This window comes from Marinomonas sp. AWM4_232 (assembly GCF_056158325.1).
In genome coordinates this window covers 2,379,716-2,399,255 of sequence record NZ_JBSWTA010000001.1, presented here as the reverse complement: position 1 = coordinate 2,399,255, position 19,540 = coordinate 2,379,716, and the positions used below count along the sequence as shown (strand labels likewise).

Sequence of the window (19,540 nt, the reverse complement as noted above, 5' to 3'; positions counted from 1 at the left end):
GACACAGATGTGCCGGCTTTGATGTGTTATGACAAGTTGCGATTAAGCATCTTGGTTTACGAAATAATTCAAGATGAAACTTGGTAGATCAGCCGTGTTTACCACTTCCTGTTGCATCGTATCTCGGTGACGAATGGTTACTGGTGCGCCTTCTTGTTCGATGGTATCGAAGTCAACTGTGATACAAATCGGCGTACCTACTTCGTCATGGCGACGGTAGCCTTTACCAACGTTACCTGTGTTTTCGTAAAGGATACGACCAAGGCCTAGTTTTTGTAGGCGGTTCTTAATCGCTTTTGCCGCTTCAACGATTTCTGGCTTGTTCTTCTTAAGAGGAAGGACAGCAACTTTAATCGGTGCTAGGTGCGGCTTAAGTTTCAGAACGATACGAGTTGAGCCGTTTTCCAGCTCTTCTTCCGTGTAAGCTTCTGTCATCACAGCCAATACACCTCGGTCTAGGCCAGCAGAAGGCTCGATACAGAAAGGTACGATCTGCTTATTCTCTTCCAAATCACGCACCGCTAGCTTAGTGGTAGAGTGTTCGTTCTTCTTAACTTTTGCAGACAGACCAAACTCTTCTTGCGCTTTTGTGTGGGAACCAAGATCGTAGTCAGTACGGTTCGCAACACCTTCAAGCTCTTCAAAACCATGTGGAAACTTGTACAAGATATCCACAGTTGCTTTTGAATAGTGCGCTAGGTCATCACCTGTCACGTATTCAAACTCAATGTTTTCTTCCGCCAAACCTTGGTCTAACCACCATTGCTTACGCAGTTTCACCCAAGTGTCGTGCCATTGCTCGTCTTCACCAGGCTTACAGAAGAACTCAAGTTCCATTTGTTCGAATTCACGTACACGGAAAATGAAGTTACGTGGTGTGATTTCGTTACGGAACGATTTACCGATCTGTGCGATACCAAATGGCAGAGCACGAGAAGTCGAGTCCACAACGTTTTTGAAGTTTGTGAAGATACCTTGTGCAGTTTCTGGACGCAGGTAAGTGTAAGACTCTTCGTTCACCATTGGGCCAACGTTAGTCTTAAACATTAGGTTAAAATCACGTGGTTCAGTCACGTTATCAGAACCACAGTTGTCACATTTTTTGATGTCTTTCATGTGATCTGCACGCATGCGTGATTTACAGTCGTGACAATCCACCATTGGATCTGTGAAAGTGTCTTCGTGACCAGAGTATTTGTAGACGTGCTTGTTCTGGATAATCGCAGCGTCTAGACCTTCAACGTCATCACGATCGTAGACCATGGCACGCCACCAAGCGTTTTTAAGGTTGTTTTTTAGCTCAATACCTAGTGGACCGTAGTCATAAGCCCCTTGCATACCACCGTAAATCTCACTGCCTTGGAAAATAAATCCACGACGTTTACAAAGGGAGACGAGTTCATCCATCGTTTTTGCTGGCATTTTTAAACACACCTTAATTCGTTAATTTGGGGCGGCCTGCGCGCAACGGCGTAGCCGATAAAATAAGTCCGACATTGTACTCTTTGACCTTGATTGACTCAATGGCGGACATTCCGAAGATTTCTTATAAAAATTTAAGTATATGTGACCACTTTCACACCTTGTAGCATCCATTTTGTTAGATAATACGTACCTACTGTCAATCAGACTTTACGTTTAGGACACAATATGCGTAATTCTTCTAGTACTTTGATCAAAACTCTTGGCTTTCTAGGATTGATTCCATTTCTGGTCAGTACCATCGCGTATCATTTTGATTTTTATCATTATGGGTTTCATGCTCAGAATGTTTTCGTTGCCTACAGTGCGGTCATTCTAAGTTTCTTAAGTGGTGCAATCTGGGGACAAGTACTAGAGCAGCCAAGCCAAAAACAAGGAAAGCCACTACTAATAGCTAGTAACCTTATCGCGCTAGGAGCTTGGTTAGGGCTTGTCTTTTATCAGCCTCATTTATCCTTGCTACTTCTGTTGGGGGGCTATATAAGTATTTTTTGGCTGGAAGTTCGCTGGCTCAAGGCTATTCGCCCAGATCAGTCTTTTTATCCTAACTTACGCTTTATTTTGACAATACTAGTTTGTGCCATGCACCTACTTATGTTGTATCCAAAGTCCTAACTTCAAAGGCAAGCTTATGGTTACACTGTTCTACGATGGCCACTGCCCGCTCTGCATGAAAGAGATTTCAGTATTGCAACGCTACAATACTGCTCAGCAATTGACGTTAGTGGATATACACAGTGATGAATTCGAAACACTGTATCCACAGATCAATAAAGAGGCGGCAGACCGACTATTGCACGCCATTTTAAATAATGGCCAACTGGTTACAGGATTGGATGCCAATGTGGCGGTTTGGCAAGCAGTCGGTAAGCATAAGTGGCTAAGAGTTTTGCGCTGGCCATTCATCCGCTGGTTCGCTGATCGCGGCTACCTTCTATTTGCTAAGCATCGCCATAAAATCTCTTACTGGCTAACTAGGCAAGAACGCTGCGATGCTTGCAACAAGGATAGCTGCCCGCCTCGTTCTCCTAAATAAGTGATCTAAACCATCCAATTATCACTCCTTTACGTATTGAATAAGATACAAGCACAGGAGTATGAAATGTCTTATTCAGCCATCGTGGTCGGCGCTGGTAGTAAAATTGCTCAAGCAATTATTGATCAATTGATTGCCTTGGATGATTGTCAGCAAATTATCGCCATTAGTCGCTATCAGAGCTTTCAACACCCTAAAATCACTTCCCTACATTGCCAATACGATGAACCCAGTATCGAAAGCACCTGCCAAGGATTAGACATCCACTTCCCAGTAGCCAACGTTTTTATCTGCCAAGGCATCTTGCATCAAGATGAGCTTCAGCCAGAACGTAAGTTAGAGAGCATTAGCGCCGAGAATATGCTTAAAGTGTTTACCGCCAATACGGTCATTCCTTCCCTGTGGCTAAAAAATCTGACACCTCACCTTAAAAGCACCGAACCTTGCAAAGTCGCCTTATTTAGCGCCCGTATTGGCAGCATCAGCGATAACCAGTTAGGTGGCTGGTATAGTTATCGCGCTTCTAAGGCAGCACTTAATATGATGGTGCAAACGTTTTCGGTAGAGCTGGCGCGTCGGGCGAAGAACGTCAAATTACTCGCATTTCATCCTGGCACTACAGACACACCTCTTTCCGAGCCCTTCCAGCGCTCAGTTCCAGAAGGCAAATTGTTTACACCTGAGTTTGTTGCAACACAGCTATTAAGCTTATTAGAGACATTAGAAATGGATGGCAAAGCCAGTTATATGGACTGGAATCATCAGTCTATTACTTGGTAATCAACTTTTTGAGCCCTTCCAATATTGTCGACAATATATGAATAAGAATAATATTCCAACTACTACCTAAGTCGAATTGTCGACAATCTAACTTGATCTATACTCATATCCACTCTATAAATAGTCACATTGTAGACAAAAAGTAGGACTTGAGCTTGGACAAGGTTACACAAATCAAATCAGCCACCCTCTCGGATGATTTAACTCAGCGCTTAACCGCTGAAATCGTAGAAGGTGTTTTACCCCTTGGCAGCAAAATATCAGAACCAGAACTCGCTAAGCGCTATGGCGTATCACGTGGCCCACTGCGTGAAGCCCTAGTAAAGCTGGAAACATTAGGGTTGATTACGCGTACCGCCAACGTTGGTGCACGGGTAATCGACCTGAATATCGATGATTTATTGGACACCTACACTTTACGTGAAGCCATGGAAGGTATGGCAGCGCGCTTAGCCTCAGAGCTCATCAGCGAACAAGAAGTGACTGAGCTTTATAAACTACTCGATGAACATCAGGCTCACCTTGATAGTAACCACGATGAGCACTATGCCAGCCAATATGGCAACGAAGACTTCCATTTACGCATCATTCACGCCAGCCAAAATAAAAAGCTGATTCGGGTTTTAACCCAAGATTTATACGCCACGATCCGCATGTATCGTCGCTACACTGCGGATTCACGCCCTGACCCGCGTCAGGCATTGCGTGAGCATAAAGCGATTTTAGACGCCATCGCCAATCGCGAAGGTGATCTCGCAGAACTATTAATGCGTCGCCACATCAGTCGCGCCGCCAATCTATTAAAAAAAGCGATGCTACAAAACAGCATCACTCAGGGTAACTCTGGCCAACCTTAGCCAATAAAAATAAAAGTGAGGATAGTATGACGTTAGCATCACCCGGCGCACGTTTTCGCCAAGCGATAAAAGACCATTCACCGTTGCAGGTCGTTGGCACCGTCAATGCCTACTGCGCCATGATGGCCGAGCAAACAGGACACCATGCTATTTACCTTTCAGGGGGTGGTGTTGCTAACGCATCATACGGTTTACCAGATTTGGGCATGACCGACTTAAACGATGTTCTAGAAGATGTTCGTCGAATCACAGCGGCAAGCACTTTGCCGCTGTTGGTAGATATCGACACGGGCTTTGGTGGCGCATTCAATATCACACGCACTATCCAGCAAATGGAAAAAGCGGGAGCAGCAGCGGTGCATATTGAAGATCAAGTCCAACAAAAACGCTGCGGACATCGCCCTAATAAAGCTATCGTCAGTCAAGCGGAAATGGTCGATCGCATCAAAGCCTGTGTCGATGCTCGTTATGATGACAACTTTGTCATCATGGCCCGCACCGATGCACTCGCTGTAGAGGGCATGGACTCCGCAATTGAGCGAGCCGTCGCCTGTGTCGAAGCAGGTGCCGACATGATTTTCCCAGAAGCCATGCTTACTCTTGAACAATACCGTGAATTCGTTGATGCGGTAAAAGTCCCTGTATTGGCCAACATTACAGAGTTTGGTGCAACACCGCTGTTTAGCCGTGAAGAACTGGCCAGCGCTGGGGTCGATCTTGTGCTTTATCCATTAAGCGCCTTCCGCGCTATGAACCAAGCAGCGCTGAACGTCTACCAACACCTATTGAACGACGGCCACCAGCGCAACGTAGTCGACACCATGCAAACGCGCATGGACTTGTACGACTTCTTGAATTACCACGATTACGAACAAAAGCTCGACGCACTTTTTTCCAAGGACAAATAACCAAATTTAAAATCACCTGAGATCAATAGCAGTAATCAGATATCTCGCTAAAGAGACAAATGTAAAGCGTTATGAGCGAAGCTAAGACGAGGCAAAAACAGACGAAAAAGCGGAGTTTATAGGTATAAATACTTCGCGCATCCCTGCGCTACGCCCTTCGGGCCAGCAAAAGCTGTTGAAATCTGTTCCAACATATTTTTGAGCATTTTGAGTCTGTTTTTAACAAAGTATTAGCAAGCGCAATAGCTTTGCCGAAGTCTAGAAAAATAAGAATGGAGATTAATAATGGCTAAAGAACTATCTGGCGCAGGCCTTCGCGGCCAAAGCGCAGGGGAAACCGCTCTATGTACCGTGGGTAAAACTGGCTCAGGCCTCACCTACCGCGGCTATGATATTGAAGAGTTGGCTGACAAGGCTTGCTTTGAAGAAGTGGCTCACCTACTTCTTTACGGCAAACTACCTAACCAAGCTGAGCTGGATCATTACAAAACCAAGTTAATGAAACTGCGCGAGCTGCCACAAGCACTTAAGTCTGCCTTGGAATTAATTCCCAAAGACGCGCACCCTATGGATGTGATGCGCACTGGGTGTTCCTTTTTAGGTAACCTTGAGACCGAAACTGACTTTAGCCAACAACAAGATGTCGCAGATCGCTTATTGGCCACTTTGCCAGCGATCATCTTGTACTGGTATCGCTTCAGCCACGATGGTGTTCGTATCGATACGCTTAACCCATCGGTAGACAGCTTAGCGGGTCATTTCTTGGCTATGCTGCACAGTGACACGCCAAACCCTTTACATGAAAAAGTGATGAACGCGTCATTGATTCTCTACGCTGAACACGAATTCAACGCCTCGACGTTTACCGCTCGCGTGTGTGCTTCCACTCTATCTGACATGCACTCTTGTTTCACCGGTGGCATTGGCAGCCTTCGCGGTCCACTGCATGGTGGTGCTAACGAAGCCGCTATGGATATGATCGAGCCTTGGCAAACCCCAGATGAAGCGGAAAATGCCATCATGGGTATGCTGGCAAACAAAGACAAAATCATGGGCTTTGGCCACGCCATTTACCGCGAACGTGATCCACGTAACGACATCATTAAAAAGTGGTCAAAACTGCTCTCTGAAGAAGTAGGCGACACTCACCTTTATGCGGTATCAGAGCGTTGTGAAGCGGTCATGTGGCGCGAGAAAAAACTGTTCTGTAACGCTGACTTTTTCCATGCCAGCGCTTACCGCTTTATGGGCATCCCAACCAAATTATTCACACCGATCTTTGTTTGTTCACGGGTCACTGGATGGGCTTCCCATGTAATGGAGCAACGTGCTAACAACCGCATTATTCGCCCGAGTGCCGACTACATCGGCCCAGAAAAGGCCTCTTGGGTGGACATTGCAGATCGAGACTAGCTCGAGTTCATCAGAGTAACTGGTATTCCAACACTCTACGCCGGGCGCGTAATCGTCCCTGATAAAGCGCCCTCTCGCGCCATCCATGGCGCTGGCTTAAGAGTACTTGGAATACCATCAGATAAATACAATTGAGCGAGAGGTTGAATGCTTTTAAAGCAGCGTCAGGATGACGCGGTAGGTCGTTGGGGCAGGACGCCCCATCCGACCGGCGTAAAAGCATCAAGCTCGAAGTTCAACTGAGTAACAGAGTTAACAGACAAGGTGCTTATGCCTTCACAGAAAAGGCTAAGCATCGAGCAACAAACAACCAAACCTAGTGTTAGAGGCCTTTCAACACTCTACGCCGGGCGCGTAATCATCCCTGATAGAGCGCCCTCTTGCGCCATCCATGGCGCGTGCTTAAGAGTGCTTGAAAGCCCCATTGCAGCCTCTCACCTATGGAAAGAGCCAAAAGAATCAGAGGAACCACCATGAGTGCAAATGTCGATTTAAATAACCGCCCTGAATACGATCAGGTGATCCAAGACATCGCGGATTATGTTTTAAATTTCAAAATTGAAAGCCAAGAAGCCCTCGATACTGCCCGTAACTGTTTGATGGATACATTAGGCTGTGGTCTGTTAGCACTTCGCTTCCCAGAATGTACTAAACATCTTGGCCCGATGGTACAAGGCACAGTGGTACCTAACGGTGCGCGTGTACCGGGTACATCGTTTGCTTTAGATCCAGTCAAAGCCGCGTGGGATATCGGCTGTATTATCCGTTGGCTGGATTACAACGATACTTGGCTGGCGGCGGAATGGGGCCACCCATCGGATAACCTAGGCGGTATTTTGGCGGTTGCCGATCACTTGTCTCAGGTACGCGTTTCGCGCGGTGAAGCACCTCTGACAATGCGTGACGTACTAGAAGCCATGGTCATGGCCCATGAAATTCAAGGTGTGATTGCGCTTGAGAACTCTTTTAACCGTGTGGGATTGTGTCACGTACTTTTGGTGCGTGTGGCCTCTTCTGCCGTAGTGGCCAAAATGATGGGGGGTAACCGCGAGCAGATCATGGCAGCGATTTCCCAAGCATGGGTTGATGGCTCAGCGCTTCGTACATACCGCCATGCACCGAACGCTGGCTCGCGAAAATCTTGGGCCGCAGGCGATGCAACCTCACGTGCAGTACGCCTAGCAGATATGTCTTTGCGCGGTGAGATGGGCATTCCTGGTGTGCTAACGGCGCCACAATGGGGCTTTTACGATGTGTCATTCTCGAAAACCAACAAAGACCAGCAATTAAAATCTCCTGAAGATAGAGAGTTTAAATTCACCCAAGATTACGGCACTTATGTAATGGAAAACGTGCTGTTTAAGATTTCCTTCCCAGCGGAGTTCCACGCACAAACCGCGGCGGAAGCCGCCGTCACCTTGCATCCACAAGTGAAAGATCGCTTGGATCAAATCGAGAAGATCGTCATTCGCACCCACGAATCGGCCATTCGTATCATCTCCAAAGTCGGACCACTGGCTAACGCCGCCGATCGAGACCACTGCCTACAGTACATGGCCGCTGTGCCATTGGCGTTTGGTAACTTGGTGGCGGAGCATTACGAAGATGATTTCCACGCGGCTAATCCGATCATTGATAAGCTACGTGACAAGATGGAAATCGTTGAAGACGAGCGCTTTACACGTGAATACTTAGAAGCCGACAAACGCTCTATTGCCAATGCCATCCAAGTGTTCTTTAAAGATGGCACGTCAACCGAAGAAGTTTCTGTAGAATACCCTATTGGTCATCGCCGCCGTCGTGAAGAAGGCATTCCATTATTAGAGAAGAAGTTTAAAGCTAACTTGGCGACACGCTTCCCTTCTGCTCGCAGTCAGCAGATTTTTGACCTGTGTAAAAATCAAACAGAATTAGAGCAAACGGCCGTGCATTCATTTATGGATTTGTTTGTTATTTAACCTACTAGGCAGCTCATTAAAATGAGCTGCCATTCAATTAAGTTACATTCTGTTTCATATAATTTAGGAGGCGGACTCAATGCTGTATAAATCAGCATCAATGTATACGGTAACATCTATTACTTTTTAGCAAATTGTTAACATAAGAAGGATTTATTACAATTTTAACGCTTTAATGAGAATGATTTTCATAATCTTTAAATTATAATTTCTCGCTATTGGACATTAATATTGTAAGGACTCCCGCCATGCTTGCACGCTTTCGTATATTTTCGCTCCCATCACAGCTTGCCATTGGGGCGCTGTTTGCAGTCATACTTATTTTCTCTGTTTTAATTGTCGCTATACAAATGCTATTTGAGAATCAGCTTACGAAAGTCGTTACAGATCATCAGAAAGTAGAAGTCAACTTGATCGCGAAACAACTAGAAGCTGAATATCGCTCCATTACGCATCAAACTAGCGTGTTGTCTGATGTATTTGTCGACCAACTGGCTGAAGGCCTAGAAATAGATGCTTCGAAGAATATTCAGGTCAAGTCAATTGACAGCCCCCAGTTAACATTTAATGGTGAAACCGTTAACTTAAACTTTGATATTGTTGATCGATTTACAGCGGCTACCGCCGCTACGGCCACTATCTTCGTGCGCCACGGCAATGATTTTCTTCGCGTGACCACCTCCTTGAAAGATCAACAAGGTCAACGAGCTATCGGCACCTACTTAGGTAAAGAGCATCCTGGTTATCAAAAGCTTTTGAATGGCCAACCTTTTGTCGGTAAAGCCTCTTTATTTGGTAAACATTACATAACTCAATACACCCCGGTGGTTCAATCAGGAAAAACCATCGCTATTTTATACATCGGTCTTGGCTATGATGAGATTCTAAAAAGTATTCAAACCGATATTAGTCAGCTGACCTTTGGAAAAAGCGGCTACGCATATGTCACCGATACTGGTCAAAACGAAGGCCAATTATTGGTGCATCCAACCGCACAAGGCAGCAATCTTTACCAAGAATTTCCTAATATTCGTAATGAATTCCAAAAGATGTATCAGTCTGATTCTGGTGTGATTCATTACACGATTAAAGTTGCCGGCAAGGATCAAACAGCACAAGAATCAAAAGCCATCTTCCAGCGTGTTAATGGCTGGGACTGGGTCGTAGCAATTAAAACCTACTCATCAGAATACGACCAAGAAATCATGGGAATCCTTTACTTTGTGGCAGGTATTTGCGCCTTGGCTGCAACGGCTTTATCTATTGCACTATGGCTCTATATCCGCTCAGCTCTTCGTCCACTACGCGAGATCGCATATGGCGTGAAAGAAATTGGTGAAGGTAATTTAAACTATCGCTTCAAAGACAAAGTCAGTGCCGATAGTAAAAATGAGACACATCGCCTACAACGTTCTGTGCAGAATATGCGCGACGGCCTAATGGATCTTATCAAAGCCATTCAATCAAGCAGTCAACAGTTGATGCATTCCGCTAGTGCGATTACCCATGCTAATGAACAGTTGATCAGCTCTGCAACCAATAGCTCTAATTCATGCGCACAAGTCGCCTCAGCAGTTGAGCAAATGTCAGTATCAATTGAAGAAGTAGCACAGAGTTCTACTGAGGTATCAGAGGTCACTGTTTCAGTAAACTCGACCACAGAGCAAGGCTACCAAGCGACTAAACAAGTGGAGCAAACCGTTGCGAATTTATCTTCTTCCTTTGACAACGCTGCCCTGACCATTCAAGAGGTCGAAAATAGTACTGAGAATATCGGTAATGTGGTTAATGTCATCAATGAAATTGCAGAGCAAACTAACTTGTTGGCCTTGAACGCAGCCATAGAAGCGGCTCGCGCGGGAGAGCAAGGGCGAGGATTCGCAGTGGTCGCAGATGAAGTACGTGTACTTGCTCAACGCACACAGCAATCTACCGAAGAAATTCAAGCTGTAGTTTCACACCTTCAACAGGGAAGCCGTTCAGCTGTTGACACCATGAAACAGGGACGAGATCAAGTCAGCAGCTGTGTCGAACAAGCAACTCAAGCGGGCTCTATTTTAAGCAGTATTAATGGCGCAATGGACTCCGTTTCACAGGGAGTTTCCAATGTCGCTGCTTCGACAGAAGAACAAAGCGTTGCTGCCGCTCAAATTCGTGGCAACGCTGAAGAGCTTCAGTCGGTTGCTAATAAAACGTTTGAAGAAGCACAAAGATCGCTCGAAGAAGGTAAACAAATTAGTCGCTTAGCTGAACAGTTAAGGGAAAACCTAACCCGATTTAAGCTCTAACCTTCAATTGGCTACTTTCGCTTAATACTTGCTCCAGACAATGTTGCAGGTATCATAAAAAGAAGCTCATGTTGGGCTTCTTTTTTTATGTTTGAGAGTTTCATGCCCACATCTAGTTATGCCCACCGCCACTGTGTTCTCAGCCAACTTACTTGGACTGAATGCCTTGAACATTTTGCCCATGCTCTTAGCCATGTATCGAATAGCTTAATAGTATCCACACAAAGCACGAATACCTTAGAGTTAGCTAATGTTGAGCATGTAAACTTTAAGGGCTTAAACAGGCAACTCGGTAAAAACTACGACGCCATTTTACTCGACCTTTCCCAAGGGCTGCATTTGTCTGCTTTGTCTATTTTAGCGGGCACTATCAAAGGCGGTGGATTACTGGTTGTGCATTTAGGCAAAAATTGGCGCTTACAAGAGGATCATGAATTAGCACGCTTTCTGCCCTTCCCATTAGAGTCAAAGACAACACCCAGCACCTTTAAGCAATTGTTTTGGCAGCGAATTAACAGTGAAACCTCACCATTTACGGAGCAGTGGCCTAAGCAGCTGTCCGTGTATGAACCAAGCACTCAAACACTTACTTCTGAACAGCAAAGTTTTATTCACTCAGTATTGAGTGAAGCACCGGCAAACCACCTGTTAATTGCGCCACGAGGCCGAGGGAAATCTTTTGCGCTAGCAGAATTAATCTCTTTAGCGCAGACACAATCTTTCAACGTGGCTTGTACCGCCTCTAGCCTGCAGAACTTAACCTCACTAGAACAACACTTTTTCGAGCTTAGCAGCTCTTCAGTACCATTCTTTGCCCCTGATGCGTTATTAGAACAAAACCAATCATTTGATTTGCTGGTCATTGATGAAGCAGCCAGTATTCCCTTACCAATGCTTAAAAAAATGTGTGAGCTTGCCGACCGAGTGGTTTTTAGCAGTACTGATTATGGCTATGAAGGCTCTGGAAGAGGCTTTGGCATTCGCTTTAGGCACTACTTAAACACCTTAAACAAAAGCTGTTATGAGCACTCGATGGCAGCGCCTTTAAGGTGGGGGGAAAATGACCCACTGGAAAACTGGCTTGATGCACTACTCTTTAAGGAGTACCAAGTTACTAACCAATGCCCAGATCAGCCCAAGTGTCTACAGGGTAAAGAGTGGCTTTCTTACCCAAGCCTCCTTGACCAAGCCTTCGCCTTGTTGGTAAGTGCACACTATCAAACATCTCCAGAGAATAAGCGATGGATGGTTGACGACCCAAGTGTTTTGACTTATTGCCTCTATGAACAAAAGCGCTTAGTTGGCGTGGCACTCGTGACAGCAGAAGGCGAATTGCCAGAACAATTAAGCCAAGCGGTTATGGAAGGCACTCGCCGCCCTAGAGGGCATTTAATACCGCAATCTCTACTCGCCCATGAAGGAATTCAAGAAGCTGGTCAATATCGCTATTGGCGCATTAGTAGGATAGCCATCTCCGAAGATGTTCAACGACAGGGCCTCGGTAGTCAGTTGCTCAATATGATCGAACACGATGCGAAGCAACAGAAGGTAGACTTTTTATCCGCCAGTTTCGCGGCCACGGTGGATGTCACCCACTTTTGGCGCCAAGCCAATTTTACAGGCGTGCGTTTAGGTACAGGGAAAGATCAAGCCAGCGGCGCATATTCATTAATGATGCTAAAAGGCCTTAATCCTGCGTCACAAGAGCTATCCAAAGCTTGGTCTCAAAGTTTTCACAGAGGTTGGTTAGAGACATTATGCTTAAATCTCAGGGATTTAAGTCCTGAGCTTATTCTATCAATTCACTCAACACTTACGATGGGGGAAAAACCACACATTGTTAAAATGAGTACAAAAGATGTGTCAGATTTGACCTACTTCTGCCAACATCATCGTCCCTTTGATGCCATTCGACCAGCCCTTTTACGACTCACGATGCAACGACTGCAACAGGGACAATTACGCTCTAATTCAGCGGATGACAGGCTATTACTGGGCTGCGCCATCAATACAGTGACAGAAAGAGACGCCCACAAACTCGGTTTCTCAGGCAAAAAAGCTTTTTACCAACAACTGAAACACATCATTTCGCTTCAACTGAACTCGCTTGAAAATGGGTGAATATCCACCCATCAAAATTCCCTCGTGGGCGAATGCCCGCTCATGCTTTCAAATCTATCCTAACTTACAAAACCTACAAAATATGAAATTAGTCAATAATTTCAATGATTTAAAAACATTTTAAGGAATTGGCACAAAATGTGTAATAAGTGTGAGTAGCAACAACCGAATTGCGTTGCATGTTTGGCCATGACCAAGCTAACAATAATAAATACTCAAATTTGGAGTCATAAACATGAAAAAAATCAGCCTTGCACTGACTACTGCCGCTCTTGCTTTCACAGCAACAACAGCTTCAGCTAACTGTGATTCAGGTGAACGCGTTGTAAAATTCAGCCACGTAACAGGTGGTACCACTCACCCTAAAGTGGTTGCGGCAAATAGCTTTGCAGATCGTGTAAACAAAGAAATGGACGGCAAGCTATGTATCGAGGTTTTCCCTAACTCGACTCTTTTTGGTGATTCCAAAGAGCTTGAAGCACTTCTGCTAGGTGACGTTCAGCTGCTTGCACCTTCTCTGTCTAAGTTTGGCTCATACACATCTAAATACGGTGTTTTTGACCTACCGTTTATCTTTAAAGACATGGATCACGCGATCCGCTTCACCAACACTCCAGAAGGTAAAGCCCTTCTAACTGAGATGGACGATTATGCAGGCTTCGTTGGTCTAGGTTACTGGATGTCTGGCATGAAGTACTTCTCCGCAAACAAACCTTTGATGGTTCCTAGCGATGCTGAAGGCCTTAAATTCCGTGTACAAACTTCTGACGTTGCTAAACAAATGATCGCGGCTATGGGGGCATCACCACAAGCAATGGCTTTCTCTGAAGTATACGGCGCACTACAAACAGGCGTTGTTGACGGTCAAGAGAACACTTGGTCAAACATCTACACTAAGAAGTTCTACGAAGTACAGGACAGCATCACAGAAACAAACCACCAGTTGCTTGCTTACTTGTTCATGACTTCTTCTGAATTCCTATCAAGCCTAAGCGATGAAGATCGTACTCAATTCCTAGCGATTGCTGATGCCGTGACTCAAGAAGCTAACCAATCAGTAAAAGCGAAAGAAGCGGCTAACCGCGAAAACATTCTTAAAGCAGGCGGTACGATCAATACCTTAACGCCAGAACAACGTACTGAATGGGTTGAAACAATGAAACCTGTTTGGAAACAGTTTGAAAGCGATATCGGTAAAGATCTAATCGACGCTGCAGCTGGCGCATAAGCCAAGCACTACCGAGCAGCAGTGCTAGCTCCGTTCAGGAGCTAGCACTTTCGAGCCTTTCACTAAAGCGTTAACACACCCGTGAGCACTGGTGTGAAAGGCCTTTTTACGCTGCATTTCGATGTTTAGGAGTACCCCATGGCATACTGGCCTCATTTATACTTATTAATATTTATTCTAGCGCTCTGGGTGCTGGAAAAACGTTTTCCAAAATTCATGGAACGATTTGAAGAAAACCTACTGGTTTTAGTTATTTCTTCAATCATGGTTGTTTCATTCGGCCAGGTGATTGCTCGCTACGCCTTCAATACAGGATGGGTAGCAGCGCTTGAATTCAATACGGTCATGTTCTCGTGGTTGATTCTCCTAGGCATGAGCTACGGCATCAAAACAGGCTCTCACCTTGGGGTGGACATTCTTTTAAACGCCGTGCCAAAAGGCACCTGTAAAGTACTTTCTTTAATCGGCGCAGCGGGAGCAATGCTTTACGGCTTAATCCTTCTAGATTCTACTTGGGTCGCTATGTTGGGTGTTGATGTACGTGGTGGTGCAATTGAGTACTGGTACAAAATGTGGCGTATTGGTCTAGGCCAAGAAGAGCTACGTTACCCTACTTTCATGGTTGAAATGTTTGACCTGAAACCTCGTGTACACCGCTGGTTAGTTCTAGTGATTCTGCCAATCAGTTTGGCATTACTTTCGTACCGTTCTCTGCAAGCCTTCTGGGCGATTGCAACAGGTAAACGCGACATGTTGATCAGTGGTCACGAAGCGCAAGAGCTTGTTGAAGAGAACAAAGGCGCATTAAAAGACTAGTCGGTTAGGAGCATATCGTGGAAGCTTTAATTTTATTTGGTATGGTACTAACGCTGCTCTTTATCGGGCTGCCTGTTGGTATTTCTTTGGGCTTATCGTCCATTCTATTTATTACATTTTTCTCCCATGACTCATTGTCATCGGTAGCCATCTCGTTATTTGGTGCAGGGCAGCACTACACTCTACTTGCGATTCCATTCTTTATCTTGGCGTCGTCATTTATGTCGACCGGTGGTGTGGCAAAACGTTTGATTAACTTTGCTATCGCATCCGTAGGTCACTTCCGTGGTGGTCTAGCAATGGCCTCTGTTTTGGCATGTATGATGTTCGCGGCATTGTCTGGTTCATCTCCAGCAACCGTAGTTGCCATCGGTACTATTGCCATCGCAGGTATGCGCCAAGTGGGTTACTCAAAAGAGTTCGCATCAGGCATCATTGCCAACGCGGGTACATTGGGTATCTTGATCCCACCATCCATCGTAATGGTGGTTTACGCTGCAGCAACGGACGTATCTGTTGGTCGTATGTTCCTTGCTGGTGTTATCCCTGGCTTGATGGCTGGTGGTATGTTGATGCTAGCGATCTACGTCGTAGCACGTATTAAAAACCTACCCGCGGAAGAATGGAAAGGTTTTGGAAACCTAGTTCGTGGTGGTAAGGACGCTGGTTGGGGTCTGTTCCTAATAGTAATCATCATGGGTGGTATTTACGGTGGTGCGTTTACACCGACCGAAGCTGCGGTAGTTGCTGCAGTTTATTCGATCTTTATCGCACTATTTGTTTACCGTGATATGGGCCCACTTAAAGGCCAAACTTGGACAAACGAAAGCGATTCAGCAGCGGCACGAGTTGGCTTCAACGGTACCGTGTACGGCGTATCATTCTTCCTAGTATGGGAAATCATGTCATTCTTCGCATTGTCTGACAGCGAAACAATGACTGCAGGTACTCGAGCGCTAATCGGTCTAGTGCTATCGATTGTTCTAGCTCTGTTCTACGTGTCTAAGCGTGGCGCGAAGCTTGAAGATGGTCTTGTAAGCTGTATCGCTCAAGGTATGCCAATTTGGGGGCGTAACTTCTCGTTGATGGCACGTGGCTTCTTCCCTGCATTGTTCGGTGATGAAACTCGTAAGACAATGCTTGAAGGCACTAAAACAACCATCATGCTAATGTTCATCATCGCAAACGCGTTGTTGTTCGCACACACCTTATCAGCAGAGCGTATTCCTCAAGCGATCACTGAGTGGATGCTTGGCGTTGGTTTCAACTGGTTCACATTCCTAATCGCAGTTAACATCCTGCTATTGATTGGTGGTCAGTTCATGGAGCCATCTGGTCTACTGGTTATCGTAGCGCCTGTTGTATTCCCAATTGCAATGGAACTGGGCGTTGACCCAATCCACCTAGGTATCATCATGGTTGTGAACATGGAGATTGGTATGATCACACCGCCGATCGGTCTAAACCTATTCGTAACCTCCGGGATTACCGGTATGAGCTTGGCACGCGTGGTAAAAGCAGCTATGCCATTCGTAGCGGTATTGTTCGTATTCTTGATCTTGGTAACTTACATCCCAGCGCTTTCTACCGCATTGCCTTACGCAATCATGGGCCCTGAAATCGTTCAGTAATCCTTTTATGGCAGCGTGCTGTCATGTTTTAAGCGCCTCTCGGGGCGCTTTTTTTTATGGCTAATTTTGCCCACTGGAAGTCAACAACATCTTACCGCCTGCAACACCAAAAAACACCGCAACCAATTGATCTAAGAGACGTTTCAACTTGATATAGCCTTTTCGCATGGACGGCGTGGAAAACAAAAACGCATAGCCTATGTTCACTAAAGCACTTTGCATGGCCACCAATACAAAAATAAGCCAGACGGTTTGAGAAGTTGCCCCCGCAGGTAGGCCAAAACTATACAAAGAAGCAAACATCATGATCGCCTTAGGATTGGTTATGTGGATAGCAAAACCTTTCCAATAGCTACGTTGATAAGACGTTCCATGGACAGGCTCAACAGCAACGTCCTTCGGAGCCACGCTCCGTGAGGACATCCACGAGCGATAACCTAACCAAATTAAATAGGCCCCTCCGACATATTTGAGTAACGCCACCGCCCACTCAAAATGCATCATCAAAGCTGCCAGCCCCAATGCTGCTGACCCAGACCAAATTAGCGAGCCCGTTAAGATCCCAAAGGCCAAAGCCACCCCATGACCACGACTTTGCCCCATAGCTGTCGCAGCGATAGACAAAGTAGCAGGCCCCGGACTTGCTTGGCCCACAAACACAATCAATAACACGCTAAGAATGGAAGCATCCAACATTTCTAATCCCTCAATGTAGGCTGATTAAGTGCTATCAAACACACGGCTAAGGACTCAGAACAGCAAGCGAGCCCCCCCAAAATAGAGTTGGTATCAACAGGTTCAATTTCCTCATCGCAGTTAAATCCTGCTATGATTGATGATCAGTTTATGGAGCCAACTACTCCTCTCATTATCATTGCACCAGCAGTTTTCCCTGACGAGTCCCTGTAATGTTATAAGCGTCTCTAGGAGCGCTTATTTATAGAATTTAATTAAGATAAGATTTTTTGGGTTGCCTTACGAAAATGACTCAAAAACGTCAATGCACGCTTAGGCTGACTACCATATGGGTATAATAAATAAATAGGCAAAGGTGGAAGCAACCATTCAGGAAGGACTTTTGATAAGTCTCCCGGGTGATGCTTCTCTCGCATATTAACCATATAGTCTGGCAAGATCCCAACACCTTCACCTCGAACTATGCTTTCTAATTGCATGGTAATCTGATCAGTCCATATTTTCGACTTAGCAATATTAATAACCCGAGTGCCATCACCAGCGTGAGCCAGTGCTATATCTCCCTGAGGCTGGTAAAAGTGATGCATATTAACCCAGTCTAAACTCTCTAACTCATCAATACTGATAGGTAATGAGTACCTAGACAAATACTGTTTTGAGGCATAAAGACTACAAGTTAAGCGGCCTATCATTTCTTCTTTTAAATGATTCGCGTGAGTCGCACCAAGCCAAATCGTGACATCACACTCTTTTGCTTCTTCGAATTGTCTTACTGACTTTAAGTTGATTTGTACATCAGGATATTGCTCAGAGAACGCCAATAATTCCTTTGGGAACCAAGAGCGAATGAGGCCAGAGAAAATCCCCACATGCAGCTCTCCAGATACTACATCCTTTAAGTGGTCCACTTGTTCTTGAGCCTTTTGAGCAGCCTCTAAAATCGCTTTAGCATGCGGATAAAACGTAGTCCCCGCCTCATTAACGTGCATTTTATTCGACTGACGCAATAACAGAGGCTGCCCTACGGTTTCTTCTAGATGCGTAATGCGGCGGCTTAGCGTGGATTTAGAAACGCCCAAGGCCCTAGCCGCTTCCGTAAGATAGCCGCATTCTACTAACTTTACGAAACTCACTAAATCATTCATATCGTACATATGCCACGCCTTTATTGTTCCGATGAAGCATTAGGAACGCATCGTTCCTACATTCTCAACCAAGCTTATGTGAGAATTGAAATAATAACCAATCTTACTAACATGGAGATTTAATGAGCACTTTCCCTCACAAAATACCACGTAAGCTAATACTTGCAGCGACCCTAGCATCTAGCTGCATAACTGCTTTTGCTAATTCAGCACAAGAGCCAAGTATAACACCTGAAGCATTAGCTGAGTCTGGGCTAAAAGCAGGTATAAACTATCCTGGGTTGGCTTCTCTATGTTCCTTAGAACAACCCTTGAAAAAAGCAGGTTCTCGCTCGAAGAGCAGCTCAAAACGTACCCTAACAGATGAGGAGCGTGCCGACCGTGCCGCTCGCTCCTACGTAAAACCGACGCAAGTGTTTGATAATTTATATTTTGTCGGCAATCGCAGTGTTGCTAGCTGGATCCTTGAGACCTCCGAAGGACTCATTCTTATCGATGCTATGAACTCCAATAACCAGGCGGAAAACATCATCGTTAAGGGGATGCACGAGCTTGGCCTAGATCCTGAAAACATACGTTACCTAGTCATTACCCACGCCCATGGAGACCACTATGGTGGGCAAGAATACTTAGTGTCCAAATTTGCACCGAAAGTCGTCATGAGTGATCGTGATTGGAGTGAGCTGGAAAAGCCTGTCCAAGAAATCAACAACCCGAAATGGGGTAAAGCGCCAAATCGCGATGTCACTGTCAATGATGGCGATCATATTACACTCGGTGATACCACTCTCGAGCTCTACGTCACCCCAGGTCATACCCTTGGTACTTTATCTATGATCATGCCTCTGCGAGATGGCGACGACACACATTATGGCGCGTTATGGGGAGGAACTGGCTTAAACTTTGGTCCTCAGGTTGAGAGAATCAAACTTTATGCCAACTCAGCTGAACGATTACGAGCTCTCGGGGAAGAAAAAGGGGTCGATGTATTCTTATCCAACCATCCAACTCGTGATAACAGCATTGAACGCATTAAGGCGCTTACTGAACGTAAATTAGGTGCTAAGCATCCATTTGTTGATGACAACGCATTGTCTGCCTTTGAGCTACTACGAGACTGCTCAATGGCGCAGGCAATCAAAGTCGAACGTTACCAACAACGTCTAAAAGATAACTCATAA

Annotated in this window: 16 protein-coding genes; 13 read left to right on the top strand and 3 right to left on the bottom strand. The window is 45.5% G+C overall.

All coding sequences use genetic code 11. The features are described 5' to 3' along the window. Positions 1 to 42: 42 nt before the first annotated feature. Complete coding sequence (locus ACXAC1_RS11405) at positions 43 to 1,422, bottom strand: glycine--tRNA ligase (RefSeq protein WP_475061576.1); 1,380 nt, start codon at positions 1,420 to 1,422, stop codon at positions 43 to 45. 228 nt (positions 1,423 to 1,650) lie between these two features. On the opposite strand from ACXAC1_RS11405, the gene ACXAC1_RS11400 reads away from it, so the two are divergent. From ACXAC1_RS11400 to ACXAC1_RS11345, 12 genes are all read left to right on the top strand, one after another. Next, entirely contained in the window at positions 1,651 to 2,097 is a 447-nt protein-coding gene (locus ACXAC1_RS11400; protein WP_475061575.1) for a DUF3429 domain-containing protein, read from the top strand. Between the two features lie 16 nt (positions 2,098 to 2,113). After that, on the top strand, positions 2,114 to 2,518 hold the full coding sequence (locus tag ACXAC1_RS11395) for a thiol-disulfide oxidoreductase DCC family protein (RefSeq protein ID WP_475061574.1): 405 nt from the start codon (positions 2,114 to 2,116) through the stop codon (positions 2,516 to 2,518). Between the two features lie 66 nt (positions 2,519 to 2,584). Beyond that, positions 2,585 to 3,298 carry an SDR family NAD(P)-dependent oxidoreductase gene (locus ACXAC1_RS11390; RefSeq protein ID WP_475061573.1) on the top strand — a complete coding sequence of 238 codons (714 nt, stop codon included), beginning with the start codon at positions 2,585 to 2,587 and terminating at the stop codon, positions 3,296 to 3,298. A 155-nt stretch (positions 3,299 to 3,453) separates the two neighbouring features. Then, complete coding sequence (locus ACXAC1_RS11385) at positions 3,454 to 4,155, top strand: GntR family transcriptional regulator (RefSeq protein ID WP_475061572.1); 702 nt, start codon at positions 3,454 to 3,456, stop codon at positions 4,153 to 4,155. Positions 4,156 to 4,181: 26 nt separating this feature from the next. Continuing rightward, complete coding sequence (prpB, locus tag ACXAC1_RS11380) at positions 4,182 to 5,063, top strand: methylisocitrate lyase (RefSeq protein WP_475061571.1); 882 nt, start codon at positions 4,182 to 4,184, stop codon at positions 5,061 to 5,063. A gap of 285 nt (positions 5,064 to 5,348) precedes the next feature. Beyond that, the gene (gene prpC / locus ACXAC1_RS11375) at positions 5,349 to 6,476 is read left to right on the top strand and encodes a bifunctional 2-methylcitrate synthase/citrate synthase (RefSeq protein WP_475061570.1); all 1,128 of its coding nucleotides are present in this window, start codon (positions 5,349 to 5,351) and stop codon (positions 6,474 to 6,476) included. A gap of 473 nt (positions 6,477 to 6,949) precedes the next feature. After that, positions 6,950 to 8,434 (top strand): 2-methylcitrate dehydratase, encoded by a 1,485-nt coding sequence (gene prpD / locus ACXAC1_RS11370; protein WP_475061569.1) that lies wholly within the window; start codon positions 6,950 to 6,952, stop codon positions 8,432 to 8,434. A 248-nt stretch (positions 8,435 to 8,682) separates the two neighbouring features. After that, on the top strand, positions 8,683 to 10,722 hold the full coding sequence (locus ACXAC1_RS11365) for a methyl-accepting chemotaxis protein (protein WP_475061568.1): 2,040 nt from the start codon (positions 8,683 to 8,685) through the stop codon (positions 10,720 to 10,722). A 102-nt stretch (positions 10,723 to 10,824) separates the two neighbouring features. After that, positions 10,825 to 12,843: a GNAT family N-acetyltransferase gene (locus tag ACXAC1_RS11360; protein WP_475061567.1), complete on the top strand. Its 2,019-nt coding sequence runs from the start codon at positions 10,825 to 10,827 to the stop codon at positions 12,841 to 12,843. Between the two features lie 235 nt (positions 12,844 to 13,078). Further along, positions 13,079 to 14,071 carry a TRAP transporter substrate-binding protein gene (locus tag ACXAC1_RS11355; protein WP_475061566.1) on the top strand — a complete coding sequence of 331 codons (993 nt, stop codon included), beginning with the start codon at positions 13,079 to 13,081 and terminating at the stop codon, positions 14,069 to 14,071. Between the two features lie 138 nt (positions 14,072 to 14,209). Further along, entirely contained in the window at positions 14,210 to 14,887 is a 678-nt protein-coding gene (locus tag ACXAC1_RS11350; protein ID WP_475061565.1) for a TRAP transporter small permease, read from the top strand. 17 nt (positions 14,888 to 14,904) lie between these two features. Then, positions 14,905 to 16,518, top strand: a complete 1,614-nt coding sequence (locus ACXAC1_RS11345; protein WP_475061564.1) for a TRAP transporter large permease — start codon at positions 14,905 to 14,907, stop codon at positions 16,516 to 16,518. A gap of 60 nt (positions 16,519 to 16,578) precedes the next feature. Here ACXAC1_RS11345 and ACXAC1_RS11340 read toward each other — a convergent pair whose 3' ends face one another. Both ACXAC1_RS11340 and ACXAC1_RS11335 read right to left on the bottom strand, forming a co-directional pair. Then, positions 16,579 to 17,214 (bottom strand): LysE family translocator, encoded by a 636-nt coding sequence (locus ACXAC1_RS11340; protein WP_475061563.1) that lies wholly within the window; start codon positions 17,212 to 17,214, stop codon positions 16,579 to 16,581. Between the two features lie 254 nt (positions 17,215 to 17,468). After that, positions 17,469 to 18,368, bottom strand: a complete 900-nt coding sequence (locus tag ACXAC1_RS11335) for a LysR family transcriptional regulator (protein WP_475061562.1) — start codon at positions 18,366 to 18,368, stop codon at positions 17,469 to 17,471. Between the two features lie 113 nt (positions 18,369 to 18,481). On the opposite strand from ACXAC1_RS11335, the gene ACXAC1_RS11330 reads away from it, so the two are divergent. Further along, positions 18,482 to 19,540 carry an MBL fold metallo-hydrolase gene (locus ACXAC1_RS11330; protein ID WP_475061561.1) on the top strand — a complete coding sequence of 353 codons (1,059 nt, stop codon included), beginning with the start codon at positions 18,482 to 18,484 and terminating at the stop codon, positions 19,538 to 19,540.

Coding starts and splice junctions, on each gene's coding strand:
- prpB (WP_475061571.1), top strand. CDS start 4,182: ATGACGTTAGCATCACCCGGCGCACGTTTTCGCCAAGCGATAAAAGAC.
- ACXAC1_RS11355 (WP_475061566.1), top strand. CDS start 13,079: ATGAAAAAAATCAGCCTTGCACTGACTACTGCCGCTCTTGCTTTCACA.
- ACXAC1_RS11390 (WP_475061573.1), top strand. CDS start 2,585: ATGTCTTATTCAGCCATCGTGGTCGGCGCTGGTAGTAAAATTGCTCAA.
- ACXAC1_RS11405 (WP_475061576.1), bottom strand. CDS start 1,422: ATGCCAGCAAAAACGATGGATGAACTCGTCTCCCTTTGTAAACGTCGT.
- ACXAC1_RS11360 (WP_475061567.1), top strand. CDS start 10,825: ATGCCCACATCTAGTTATGCCCACCGCCACTGTGTTCTCAGCCAACTT.
- prpC (WP_475061570.1), top strand. CDS start 5,349: ATGGCTAAAGAACTATCTGGCGCAGGCCTTCGCGGCCAAAGCGCAGGG.
- ACXAC1_RS11330 (WP_475061561.1), top strand. CDS start 18,482: ATGAGCACTTTCCCTCACAAAATACCACGTAAGCTAATACTTGCAGCG.
- prpD (WP_475061569.1), top strand. CDS start 6,950: ATGAGTGCAAATGTCGATTTAAATAACCGCCCTGAATACGATCAGGTG.
- ACXAC1_RS11350 (WP_475061565.1), top strand. CDS start 14,210: ATGGCATACTGGCCTCATTTATACTTATTAATATTTATTCTAGCGCTC.
- ACXAC1_RS11365 (WP_475061568.1), top strand. CDS start 8,683: ATGCTTGCACGCTTTCGTATATTTTCGCTCCCATCACAGCTTGCCATT.
- ACXAC1_RS11335 (WP_475061562.1), bottom strand. CDS start 18,368: ATGTACGATATGAATGATTTAGTGAGTTTCGTAAAGTTAGTAGAATGC.
- ACXAC1_RS11395 (WP_475061574.1), top strand. CDS start 2,114: ATGGTTACACTGTTCTACGATGGCCACTGCCCGCTCTGCATGAAAGAG.
- ACXAC1_RS11340 (WP_475061563.1), bottom strand. CDS start 17,214: ATGTTGGATGCTTCCATTCTTAGCGTGTTATTGATTGTGTTTGTGGGC.
- ACXAC1_RS11400 (WP_475061575.1), top strand. CDS start 1,651: ATGCGTAATTCTTCTAGTACTTTGATCAAAACTCTTGGCTTTCTAGGA.